This is a genomic window from Hahella ganghwensis DSM 17046 (assembly GCF_000376785.1).
GTDB lineage: Bacteria > Pseudomonadota > Gammaproteobacteria > Pseudomonadales > Oleiphilaceae > Hahella > Hahella ganghwensis.
In genome coordinates this window covers 1-11,624 of record NZ_AQXX01000076.1, presented here as the reverse complement: position 1 = coordinate 11,624, position 11,624 = coordinate 1, and the positions used below count along the sequence as shown (strand labels likewise).

At 40.8% G+C, this 11,624-nt stretch carries 12 protein-coding genes; 2 read left to right on the top strand and 10 right to left on the bottom strand.

The window, feature by feature from the left end; all coding sequences use genetic code 11:
• Nucleotides 1-173: 173 nt before the first annotated feature.
• The 10 genes from F566_RS0104335 to F566_RS0104285 form a co-directional block, all read right to left on the bottom strand.
• Entirely contained in the window at nt 174-1,247 is a 1,074-nt protein-coding gene (locus F566_RS0104335) for a glycosyltransferase family protein (RefSeq protein WP_020405748.1), read from the bottom strand.
• The gene (locus F566_RS0104330) at nt 1,244-2,341 is read right to left on the bottom strand and encodes a DegT/DnrJ/EryC1/StrS family aminotransferase (RefSeq protein WP_020405747.1); all 1,098 of its coding nucleotides are present in this window, start codon (nt 2,339-2,341) and stop codon (nt 1,244-1,246) included. Before F566_RS0104330 ends, F566_RS0104335 begins: the two co-directional genes overlap by 4 nt.
• A complete protein-coding gene (locus F566_RS0104325; protein ID WP_020405746.1) occupies nt 2,334-2,900 on the bottom strand; it encodes an acyltransferase in 567 nt (188 codons plus the stop codon). The genes F566_RS0104330 and F566_RS0104325 overlap by 8 nt, the downstream gene beginning before the upstream one ends.
• Complete coding sequence (locus F566_RS0104320; protein ID WP_020405745.1) at nt 2,897-3,304, bottom strand: hypothetical protein; 408 nt, start codon at nt 3,302-3,304, stop codon at nt 2,897-2,899. The genes F566_RS0104325 and F566_RS0104320 overlap by 4 nt, the downstream gene beginning before the upstream one ends.
• 6 nt (nt 3,305-3,310) lie before the next feature.
• A complete protein-coding gene (locus tag F566_RS0104315) occupies nt 3,311-4,234 on the bottom strand; it encodes an NAD-dependent epimerase/dehydratase family protein (protein WP_020405744.1) in 924 nt (307 codons plus the stop codon).
• Entirely contained in the window at nt 4,231-5,283 is a 1,053-nt protein-coding gene (gene gmd, locus F566_RS0104310; protein WP_020405743.1) for a GDP-mannose 4,6-dehydratase, read from the bottom strand. Before gmd ends, F566_RS0104315 begins: the two co-directional genes overlap by 4 nt.
• A gap of 73 nt (nt 5,284-5,356) precedes the next feature.
• Nucleotides 5,357-6,334 (bottom strand): Wzz/FepE/Etk N-terminal domain-containing protein, encoded by a 978-nt coding sequence (locus F566_RS0104305; RefSeq protein WP_051085265.1) that lies wholly within the window; start codon nt 6,332-6,334, stop codon nt 5,357-5,359.
• Between the two features lie 2 nt (nt 6,335-6,336).
• Entirely contained in the window at nt 6,337-8,841 is a 2,505-nt protein-coding gene (locus tag F566_RS0104300; RefSeq protein WP_020405741.1) for an SLBB domain-containing protein, read from the bottom strand.
• A 6-nt stretch (nt 8,842-8,847) separates the two neighbouring features.
• Entirely contained in the window at nt 8,848-10,332 is a 1,485-nt protein-coding gene (locus F566_RS0104295) for a capsule assembly Wzi family protein (RefSeq protein WP_157496648.1), read from the bottom strand.
• 244 nt (nt 10,333-10,576) lie between these two features.
• Nucleotides 10,577-10,930, bottom strand: coding sequence for a histone-like nucleoid-structuring protein, MvaT/MvaU family (locus F566_RS0104285; protein WP_020405738.1), 354 nt, complete (start codon nt 10,928-10,930; stop codon nt 10,577-10,579).
• 247 nt (nt 10,931-11,177) lie between these two features.
• Between F566_RS0104285 and F566_RS31905 the strand changes: the two genes are divergently transcribed.
• Both F566_RS31905 and F566_RS0104275 read left to right on the top strand, forming a co-directional pair.
• The gene (locus tag F566_RS31905) at nt 11,178-11,396 is read left to right on the top strand and encodes a ComEA family DNA-binding protein (RefSeq protein ID WP_020405737.1); all 219 of its coding nucleotides are present in this window, start codon (nt 11,178-11,180) and stop codon (nt 11,394-11,396) included.
• A gap of 30 nt (nt 11,397-11,426) precedes the next feature.
• On the top strand, nt 11,427-11,624 hold a 198-nt coding region (locus F566_RS0104275), incomplete at its 3' end, for a transposase (RefSeq protein ID WP_026179747.1).

The window sequence follows — 11,624 nt, the reverse complement described above, 5'->3', positions numbered from 1 at the left end:
ATTTTATAATAACAACTTTTTTGACTCTCTCCAGAGAAAATATACTCAATATTTCCTACAGGAACGCCAGTTACTATTAAAAAACTTCGTACAGTTTTTGTAGCTTAATATCATACAATTATAATAGAGTTAATATCAGAAAAATTTCTCTAATAAATAATTAATATTTAACATTACAAAACCTCTCTTATATATCTTTCAAAAGTATAGTTTTCAATAACTTTTAGTTGACCAGTTTCAGATATTGATTTAACTAGCCTTGGATCTGAAATAATGTTTTTTATCTTATTAAGTAAAGTTTCTTTGTCATGAAATGTGATTACTTCTTTATCTATATCAAAATACTTATCTAGGTCTTCACATTCTTCAGTTAGCAACAAAGCACCAGTTGCGGGAATTTCAAATACCCTACCCTTAAGGAACCTGAGGTTTGGGTTACCATCAGATGAGCTAAAGTTAAGTGCCACTTTCGCTCGGTTTAATAGTTCAATCATCTCTACTTGGGTAAGGCGTCTAGAGTTAGGCCACCCTCTCCCATACACTAAGACATTAATATCATTCTCTTTTAAATATTCAATATATTCCTGTCTATGCCCGAAGTTTTGCCCTATAAAGACAACATCAACATCTCTTTCTATTGAATAATCTTTATACAGAAAATGATTTGCGGCAAATTGAGCTAACTGAGAGTTAATTCCCTTCTTTAACCGCTGTTCATGTCTAAACGGAATGGTTGTGACGACTTTATTAAAACATCGAACCAAACCTTTAGTAGATTTATATCGCTTATCGTCATCGAAAAGCCACAAGATAGTTTCAAAGGTTTTGCTCTTCGAAAGTTCCAAAAACATTTCATGTTTGAATATATCGTGGTATAGAAGTACTAATATTTTATCCACCCCATTGAGCAAAGCCACTTCCTTTATAACCTTGTTAGTTGTATCCTTTCCATATCGGTGGCATAGGGAATAAACATCAAGCCTTATTAGTTCAATATCTTCCATATTCTTGAGAGTGTAAAGAAAGTTATACTCTTCATACGAAATACCACGGCTTCTATCTCCGTAATCATACTTAGCTGCTATATACAGAACCTTCTTTTTATTACATCCATTGTTAAAATACTCAGGCCACTCGCTCGCAAGCACTTCAACAGGAGGAGCAGGCATGTATCTCAAGTACTGCTTATTGGCAAAAAATTTTAGACCCCTTCTCCACACTTTAGCTAACAGCTCTTTTATTTTCATTTTCTATAAAAATCGGCTATTGAATGACATACCCTATCTATATCACTGTTAGAAAGCTGACTAGATGAAGGTAACCACAGACCTTTTTCGCCGATAAGGTTAGAGACCATATGATCTCCCTCTACTTGATAAGCAGCCTGCTTATTAATTGGAGGATACATGGATCTTGTACCAATTCCGGCCTCATTCAGAGAAGACTGAAGTTCTTCACGGCGCTCCACTATTAAGTCGATAAACCAAGGTGTTGTGCACAAAAGATTCTGTTCAAAAAAGCTCAGTTCAGAGATATTAGACAGACTACGCTTATACCTCTCCATGATTTCTTTCTTCCTATTTACGCGCCATTCAAGCTTTTTCATTTGTTCAATACCAATACAAGCTTGGAGCTCTGTGAACTTAAAATTGAAGCCTATTTCATCATGGATATCATTACCTCCATGAGATCTTCCAAAGTCTTTCAAGCGCCTGATCTTTCGAGCCATATCATCATTATTTGTGACTAAGCACCCACCCTGACCGGTGGAAATTATTTTTGGCGCAGAGAAGGAAAAACTCCCAACATCACCTACAGTTCCTATATGACGACCATCGGGATAACGAGAGCCAAGCGCTTGTGCAGCATCCTCTATTAAAACCAGCCCTTTAGATATAGCTAATCTCTCAAACGCTTCTATTCCGGTTTTTGGATAACGACCATTCGCCAGTACCAAAATTATCGCCTTAGTCCTTGGCGTGATTACTTTCTCTACCTTTGCTATATCCAAACACAGAGTTTCTATCTCAACGTCCACAAACACTGGTTGAGCGCCTATAAGTTTGACCGAGTTTGGAGTAGCTATCATAGTGTAATTGGGCACGATGACTTCGTCCCCATAGGAAAGGCCACATGCTAATGCTGCGAGTGTTAGACTAACTGTTCCATTATTTACAACCACGCAATGTTTAGCGCCGGTGTAGTCAGCAATCATCTGCTCAAACATTTCCGTACGTTTAAACTCAGTAATAAACCCATCTTCATCCATGTACTCACAGATTGATTTTTTCTCTTCCTCACCAAACCAGGGTCGCATCTGCATAATAAAAGGTTTAGACATATCTATTCTCTTTCAAATATTTTTGTTCCAGCGCAAGTATGGTTTCTTTATCTCTCATTTTAATCTTTTGAGCCGGAATACCCGCATATAACCCCCAGGGTACTAAATCCTCTTTCGCAAGTGACTGCGCCCCTAGGCAAGCCCCTTCGCCAAAAGACACATTAGGCAGTACTGTTGAGTTGGCACCTATAATACTATGTCTTCCAATGGTTATTTCACCTAGCTCAATATTTCCCTTATATTCAATTGGAACCATAGGACTTGCAATACCACTTATATAGTCATCACTTCCGGCGGCTAATACAACATTTGGTGCAAGAGTTGAAAAAGAGCTAAACTTTACTAAACTATTTCTTCCCCCAATTATTTTGCAGCCAGCAGATATATGTATATTATCCTCTATAATTAATTTCGTAGAAATATACGTAAAGTCATCAATTATAACGTTATCACCTATTTCTACTAATTCTGGATAACGGATTCGAACAGTTTTACCAATAACTACATTATCACCACATTTTCTCAGCTTGCTAATATCAAAGAATATGTTCTCTATCATAATCGTCTTCTATCACGCTCTGCGCCAAGATAAGGCCCATTCTTAACTTCTAATACTTGAGTACCGTCCTCCAGTATGTTATAGCCATGTCCACCGCGTAGAAGAATTAATATATCTCCATCCTTTGCAATTACTTCACTAACAAGCTCCTCATTTAGATCATAAATTCTAGCCTTTATACTTCCTTTTCTTATATACAATACTTCTTGCGTCCAAAACACTTTCCTAACTACTTGATTATGAGTATGGGCTAGCAATTCTTTGTCATTGTCATAACCCCAAGTACCTACCTGTACAAACTCTTCATCTGTCGAGAAAAAGTTTAAGTCTTCTCGCCATGCAACCTCTGCAGGCACATGGCGAGCCAGAACCAAGTCGTCATGCTTAATTTCCCTTACAATCATATTTATTTACCTCACTATACCTAAACTTTTTTGGTACCACTCTATAGTTTCTCTTACTCCGTCATCAAAGGGTTTTGATGGCTTCCAGCCAAATAAGGCCTCACCACGCGAGCCATCAACCGTTTTATATGGCGCCCCGTCAGGCTTACTTGTATCTAGTTTTATGTCGCCCTTAAAACCTGTATATTTCTTAATTTTCTTTGCCATATCTAATATAGAAATACCTTCACCAATGCCAATATTTACTGGATCAATTTTCCTCTCAATACTTAGACTTCGGACCATTGCTTCAGCACCATCATCAACATGAAGCCACTCTCGAACCGGCTTACCACTACCCCATACCTCTACAAATGGGTGATTTTCAATTTGAGCCTTTACAAACTTCATAATAAGCGCTCCTAAAGCGTGCGAACGCTCTTCTTCAAAGTGGTCTTCTGGACCATACATATTTGAAAGTATTATATTAATTACATCCATACTATATTGTTTAGCATAAGCCCATGAGCCAACCCAAAATGCCTTCCTTACAAATCCATATACAAGCACAGACTCATGCAAAGGACCATCCCAGAACTCATCTTCCTTAAACAGGGATGCTTGTCCAGGGTAGGCACAGTTTGAAACTGGATTCACTACACGCTTTACATTAGCTATTCGACAAGCCTCTAGTAAGCTCAAGGTCATTTGAAGATTATTTTGAAAAATTTCTACTGGATACTTCTCACCGAATTGGATCCCTCCAACAAAAGCAGCACAGTTCAATACAAATTTTGGCTTTACTTCCAATAGATATTGAACAACATCTTCCTTTACCCTAAGATCTAACCCCAAACTATGTGAAGTGGGAGTATATTCCAATCCTTTTGACTCCAGGAGTTTACACACCCTCTTCCCAAGGAACCCGGTCGCCCCCACCACTAGAATCATGTTAAATCGCCTCCATAGTTATCAAAACTCAAATCATACTGGACCATTATTTTTACTAATTCCTTCAATGATGTTTTAGCTTTCCAACCGAGCTCCATTTCTGCCTTAGTGGCATCCCCCCACAATAATTCTACCTCTACTGGTCGATAGTATTTAGGGTCAACAGCTACAACAACCTTACCTGTCTGCACATCAATACCAATCTCGTTCTCGCCCTCGCCTTCCCATTTCAATCTTATTCCAACTTCCAAAAATGCAAACTCAACGAACTCACGAACAGTATATGTTTCCCCAGTAGCAATAACATAGTCTTTGGGTTTACTCTGCTGTAGCATTAGCCACATCATCTCTACATAATCTTTTGCATACCCCCAGTCCCTTTTAGCATCAAGATTCCCTAGTTTAAGAATATTTTGTCTACCCTTATAGATATTTGCAGCAGCTTTTGTAATCTTCTTTGTTACAAATGTTTCCCCTCTACGTGGGGATTCATGGTTGAATAATATTCCATTGCAAGCATAAATGTTATATGACTCACGATAATTAACTGTTATCCAGTAAGCATAAAGTTTAGCTGCACCGTAAGGAGATTTTGGATAAAACGGAGTGTTTTCATTCTGAGGAGCTGTTTCAGGAAGGCCCCCAAAAAGTTCTGAAGTAGATGCTTGATAATATCTGGTCTTAATTCCAAGATCTTTAATAGCATTCAATAACCTTATGGTCCCTACAGCGTCAACTTCCGCAGTGTACTCAGGAACCTCAAATGAAACAGCCACATGAGATTGAGCGCCTAAGTTATATACTTCATCGGGTTCTATCTTACTTAACAGTGTGTGTAGATTACTTGAATCAGTTAGGTCACCGTGATATGTTTTAACTTTAGGGTGACCCATAAGATGGTCAATACGCTGACTAGTAAAGACTGATGATCTACGTAATATAGCGTGTACTTCATATCCTTTTTCAAGTAGAAACTCCGTTAGATACGAGCCATCTTGCCCTGTTATTCCTGTCAAAAATGCTTTTTTCACTATCTTCCTCTCATCCATCAAGTAAATACCGTTAACTCTATTAGCTAGAATAGTCGACCTATATAAAGCAGGGAGGTTATAGCGCAAATATTCAATAGTTGTTTTTAACCCAGCTTCTCAGAATTACTAAAACCACACTCAAACCTAACCCCAAAAAGAACCCAACAATACATATTATCGCCCTACGAGGTTTTATTTTTTCAATCGGTTCTACCGGAGGATCGATTACTTTAAATACATATTCGTCTCGTACTTCAGCAAGCATTATTTTCTTTGTTTGTTGTTCAATCAGTTGATAGAAAACTAGTTTCATATCAGAAATGGAGGTCTTTTCGAGCTGCCCCTGAAGATAGTTAATGCTCATTTTTGCTTCATTTATATCTTCATCTCGCATATACTCATTTATATCATTTACAAGAAGGTCAACCACAGTTCTTGCGAAAGCTGGAGACATAGAATCAAAAGATATACTAACCAACCCAGATGAAATATTCTTATTAATGCTTAATGAGTTTGACAACTTTTTATACGCATTCCACTGTTTAATATTTTGACTATTCTCTTGTTCCGCACTATACAACCAAGTACTTTTTTTAGGATCATAGACCTCCTCATCGTAAACCCATTCCAGCTTATCTCTATCCCAAGATTTAGTCGCAATTAAACGTGCTGTAAGATTATGATCTCGAATAAAATCATAAATAAAAGCTCTTGACTTTAATATTTCAATTGAGACTACTACAGGATCTGTTGACTTGCCTGTAATGCTAACTCCAGCTAAGCTTCCAAGCCCACCAAGTTGGCCCGCAATAGAGCTAATATTTGTTTTTTCTGTATTTGAAACAGGAGCAAGAAGAGCTTCAGATCTATAAATATTCTGAATTGTAAATGCGAAATAAATAGTGGCTACAGATGAAAGAACTGTAACAATTAAAATAAACCACCTTCCCCCCCAGACAACGAACCAGAGTTTCTTAAGATCTATTACATCGCCTCCCCGCTCCCTAATATCCATAGCTTCATTATGTCTATTCTTTGATTTTACACTTAAAGGACTACTGCCATACATATCTATAGACTCCCCACAGCAGCCGCACCAAGCGCTATTTGATAAAAAATCTGACTGACATTAGTCCACAACTCCAAACTGTTAAGTCTGTCGGTATCTAATGGCACCACAATCGTATCCCCTTTCTTTAAATCCATACTGGAACTCCCCGAAAACCAACCAGATGAGTTGCCAGGTAACCAAACAGACCCATTTGCACGAACAACATAAACCCTGTCACCATCTGCCTGAGGTGTTTCGCCTCCACTTAGCTTGATGTAATCTTCAACTCCTAAGTCAGACTCATATAGATGGCTTGTTGAGAATTGAACTTCTCCTATTACAGCGATAGATTGAGATACTTGAGGAACATAGAAAACATCTCCGTCCTGGAGCACAACATCTTGCCCAATGTCTCCCTTTAGAAGCTCGTCAAGTTTCACTACAAGCCTACCGACAGGCTTAGCAGATTTAACGTCTTCAAGAATGGACTGAAGCTTCGAAATATCTTCTGCAGATGTATTTTTGCCAACATTAGCTGATTCTAATTGCAGTGAAGCCAAGTCTTTTTCCAGTCGCTTCCGGGCCTCCATCAGCCTCTCTTTTTCCTGTTTTACTAAACTTTTCCTTGTAAACACTGCGCCCTCCGGGAAAGCAATATCAGTCAACCCACCCGCTCTTTTTAGCAAATCACTCAATTTCTGCCCGCGCTGTAACGTATATTCCCCAGGAAATACCACCTCCCCCTCAATTCTGACGCTCATGCGAAGTGCATAGTCAGGTATCCGCTTAATATGGATACGATCACGGCCTTCAAATGCAATTGACTCTTCGCCTTTAAGTATTTTGTCCACATTTAAAGGTATTATTTCTGTTTTTACGGCTCCGCTGGACGTCGCAACAAAGCGGGAGACTTCCGCATTCATCGTATAAGCGCTATCTAGAAGACCGCCAGCGGCCATAATAATATTTTGAAATGTTTGATTCGCCGGCAATGGGTATTGCCCGGGATACCTTACCTCGCCCGCAACATCAACAAGTTGCTGAGGCTCACCTGGACGGGATTGCTGAACCAGCCTGGATATGACAGGCTCCAAAAGCTCTGATCTTTCCTCACCTCTTTTAAAAACCAGCAACGTATCCAATTCCTCCAATTCAAGATCCTGAATTGAACCTGGTCGACTCACCGCTTCAGCAAGGTTTACGGATACAGTGGCAATTTCACGCTGTTCATTAATTTCGCGGACAATCAGTGCGTAATTAAGGTCTGCCGACGGGCTTATATCCATTCTTAATGATGGAAGAACGTCAGATATGCGCATACCTTTGCGCCAAGCATAATTCCCCGGACGAGTCACTTCACCCTGAATTTCAACAAAACCTTCTGAAAGCAAATTAACAGATCCAACACTGACCGTATCTCCTCCTCTCACTTCAAATAACCCGCTGTTAGGCCTACTTAAATCGAGATCTATAATTTCAGTATTTTTTCCCTTTTGTATTCGATTTATCTTGACTACAGACAGGTTCGCTTGAGGTGAAAGTCCACCAGCAATACTTAATAGCTCATCGATATTTTTTTCAGACTTGAGCTCATATATAGCCGGCCGTCTGACTTCGCCACTCACTGCTACGGTCTTTCCGACGGAGGGTATAAAAACCACATCTCCTGGCAACAAACGTATATCGCCACTGGTATCACCTTTTAGGAGAAGATCATAAAGATCCAAGGAACTAACCAACTTTCCGTTACGCTTTAGTTGAATATTTCTAAGCGATCCAGTCTCGAGTATACCTCCGCTGACGAATAGCGCATTTGTGATGGTTGATAAAGAACTAACGGTATACGATCCAGGCGCTCGCGCTTCACCTAAAACAAAAACACGCATACTTCTAAGCTCGCCTAGAGATACAGCACTCTCAACTCCGATAAACTTTTCTTTTATTGTTCTGGATAGTTGATCCTTTAATTCGACAAAGCTGAGACCCGCCACTGACATCGGACCAATTTCCGGAAGCTGAATATTTCCGTCTCGAGTTACCAGTAATTCATCGACGCGGTTCTCTTTTCCATACAATTGCAGCTTAATGACATCCCCAGGTCCAACTATATACTCAGCCGGTATAGGTATTTCAGTTACAGGTGCGAATGTCGTCGGTTCTCCCGCAAAGAGATCGTACCCAAAAGGCTTTAATTCAGTTTCTTCAGGCTCCTCTTCTTCCTTCAGGCGATCAAGTATTTCCTGAAGATCAAGCGAATCAGAGTCTTCATCGTCTCCCACTTCCTTCGCAATAGGTTTAACGACTTCGACTTCCTCTAACTTTGTATTATTAGAGGACGCTGACCTGATCTGGGTTTCAAATTCATCCAACTCCACCCCCATTTGCCTTGCTATGGCCTCTCTTTGACTGGCGGGCAAGGACATAAATGTATTAATTTGCTCTTGTGTAATATTGGAGGGCAGCGCAGCTTGTGCGGTGCCAATCACTAACCACACAAAAATAAGACAAAACAACACTTTCATCATAACGAACTAAAACCTATAAGAACCTTCAAGCGATATAGCGAAGTCGCCACTCGTAGCGTAGTCATTCGCCAATTTCCTACTAAACACAATTAAGTCTGCCTTATACCTCAAGTGGCTCCATTCACTTTGGAATCCCATACTGAATGCATAAAGATTGCGTGCTTCGAACTCAGCCTTTCTAGCCACCGAGCCAGTACCAGCGTCATCATTTAATTTGAGGTGGCTCACAGCGCTTTCTATTACCGAGTTCTCTGAAGTTGTGATCGATATTCCCAGCGTTAAAATCTGAGAATCGTTATCAATAGCTGCGCCTATTGCCCGGCCTTCATAGCGGTAACCACTCCGATAAATGCCATGATTATAGGCATAATCAGCAAACTCATTACTGCCTAACAGTCTTCCCGATTTGGTGTCAGAGAATTCGATAAACTGATGTATGTTATTTGCACCAACATCAAAGTAGGTCTCCATTCCAAACAACCAAATTCTTCGTGAGGGCATCCCACCAGCTTCATCCTCGCCGATTACCTGAACATATGCTGCGCCGGGAATGTTAAAAAATGACATTGAGTACCGTAAATCGAAGCCGGCCAGTTGATTACCCGGCTCGTTCTCTTCAGTAATGCCCGAATCTCCTCTGTTATCGTTTCCTCTAATCAGGTCAAATAAGGAGGATGCAGATTGTGGTCTTCCCTCACCGCCCCATTGAGCGACGCGAGTGGCCCCAATCTCCAGGGGCTGCCATGGGCGAAAGGAAAATCTGGCTCCTAAAAGCTTAGCGTCAGGGACATAACGGTCATTTTCTAACTGGCCGGCAAACAGTTCGAGACTCCAGGGGCCAATCCAGCTAAGCCAGTCGCTTGAAGGGGCAAAGTCGTTATTTCTCTTTATAAAAAACCCAGGAACCGGCCGGGCATTGGTTGAAAGGATCAAACTGGACTGCCAGCCGGCTCCCCACCAGCGATCAATAGCGCCAATACCAAACATCCAATTACCCCACAGACCGGCAATATAGGATCCATCAAGTCTGCCGACAGGGCTGTCGTTGTAATCTCCCTCAACCGCTCGGGCCGTTATACCTAACGCCCAATAATCACCCATGGTATCGAGCCTCCCCCACAACTCGTTATTCTCAGTATAGATATCACCATAACTTTTTAGCAAAGGGGCCTCATTGGCTGCTCTGAACCCAGCCTCAGCTTTTAGTGATTTGGATTTGTTTCGGGATAGTTCAAAGGAGACATAGTCAAAAGCCACCTTTGCGGAAGGGTGAAGGATTTGATCACGAGGGGTCTTAAGGATTTCCCGCTGTATACTGGCCCAATTAATCGGCCAAGCGGTAACGTTCAAGTTTAAATAGCCTGAATCTACCAGTAATTGGAGGCTTTGACGCAAGCGGACATCATCGATTCCTGTCCAAGGAGCAGCTTTACAAACGCCACTCCCTGATAACGTCAAAGCTATCAGTATGAAATTGAGTAGGCCTTTCACGGAACTTTCCAATTCTCTATTAACCGACATCCCGTCAGTTACTTTTATTATGTTTTCATCTGATTATAGGGAAGAGATCTTTGAAATGACAATGGCAATTCTAAGAATTGGACAGATTCCTCAGGAGGGAAATGCGAAAAAAAAAAGGCCCCAAAAACTGAACAAAGTTTATGGGGCCTTTTAGTGTAGCTCAATCACTCAGCCTTGGATTACGATAAACCCAGTGCCTTGATTGCTGAAAATCTTATTTAACCAGCCAGCTGTCAACGGCGTCTTTACCATATTCTTCACGCCAGGCGTTCAGCGTTTTATGGTTGCCACCGCGGGTTTTGACTGTTTCACCAGTTTTTGGATTCTTGTATGTCTTCAGAGGGCGTGTACCACGACGCTTGTCAGAGGCGCTTTTGGCGTCTGACTTCTTACCCCACATTTTTAAGACGTCATCCCGGGACACACCAAATTTGTCCATTAACTTTTCCAGTTCTGTCTGGAATTTGAGAGTTTGTTTCAGAGACTCATCACTCTCCAAAGCTTCAAGACGCTTCTTCAAGCTTTCCATTTCAGACTTGGCTTCTATATATGCAGCAAGTTTATTCATTCAGACTGACTCCACCTCTTAAAGAGTTAATCAAAGTTAATTGTTAGGCACAACAAACTTATCACTAATAAGTTAGATCTCAATTTATACGATAATAAAAAATTATCAAGACATATCTACAAATTCTTACAATTGTAAGATAATACCTACAACAGTTTCAGATTTCACCCGTATCAAAAATTTTACTGACAACTAATATTGTTTTCGCAGTTTCAATTGCAAGGAATAACATTCAAAGGAGTGAACCATGGAAAAGATTTTTTCCGCATTAGTATTTGTTTTGGCAATGGCATTTATTGGAGGTGCTTATGCCGAAACCACACCAACCGCCCCCACCCAGCAAACTTCAGCTCATCAGCAAGTCAATATAAACAGCGCTGACGCCAACGCGATAGCGAATAGTTTAAAGGGCATTGGAGTAAAGAAAGCAGTGACGTGGCCTAATAGAACAGACCAACCCAGTTAAGGATAATACCCCTAACTGGAGATGAAGAAATTGACCACACGAAAGAAGTACTCAAAAGAATTTAAATTGGATGCCATCAGCCTGGTTCTGGATCAAGGCTACAGTCAAACCGATGCTGCTCGAAGCCTTGGGATTACCCCCAATATGCTGGGCCGCTGGATAAGGGAACATCGCAGAGATGACGGCCAGGCTTTTCGAGGCAATGGGAAGCTAACTCCCGAGCAGGAG

What these genes read in the sequence shown, in the direction of transcription:
- F566_RS0104335 (WP_020405748.1), bottom strand. Translation starts at nt 1,247, where the DNA reads ATGAAAATAAAAGAGCTGTTAGCTAAAGTGTGGAGAAGGGGTCTAAAA.
- F566_RS0104330 (WP_020405747.1), bottom strand. Translation starts at nt 2,341, where the DNA reads ATGTCTAAACCTTTTATTATGCAGATGCGACCCTGGTTTGGTGAGGAA.
- F566_RS0104325 (WP_020405746.1), bottom strand. Translation starts at nt 2,900, where the DNA reads ATGATAGAGAACATATTCTTTGATATTAGCAAGCTGAGAAAATGTGGT.
- F566_RS0104320 (WP_020405745.1), bottom strand. Translation starts at nt 3,304, where the DNA reads ATGATTGTAAGGGAAATTAAGCATGACGACTTGGTTCTGGCTCGCCAT.
- F566_RS0104315 (WP_020405744.1), bottom strand. Translation starts at nt 4,234, where the DNA reads ATGATTCTAGTGGTGGGGGCGACCGGGTTCCTTGGGAAGAGGGTGTGT.
- gmd (WP_020405743.1), bottom strand. Translation starts at nt 5,283, where the DNA reads ATGGATGAGAGGAAGATAGTGAAAAAAGCATTTTTGACAGGAATAACA.
- F566_RS0104305 (WP_051085265.1), bottom strand. Translation starts at nt 6,334, where the DNA reads ATGTATGGCAGTAGTCCTTTAAGTGTAAAATCAAAGAATAGACATAAT.
- F566_RS0104300 (WP_020405741.1), bottom strand. Translation starts at nt 8,841, where the DNA reads ATGATGAAAGTGTTGTTTTGTCTTATTTTTGTGTGGTTAGTGATTGGC.
- F566_RS0104285 (WP_020405738.1), bottom strand. Translation starts at nt 10,930, where the DNA reads ATGAATAAACTTGCTGCATATATAGAAGCCAAGTCTGAAATGGAAAGC.
- F566_RS31905 (WP_020405737.1), top strand. Translation starts at nt 11,178, where the DNA reads ATGGAAAAGATTTTTTCCGCATTAGTATTTGTTTTGGCAATGGCATTT.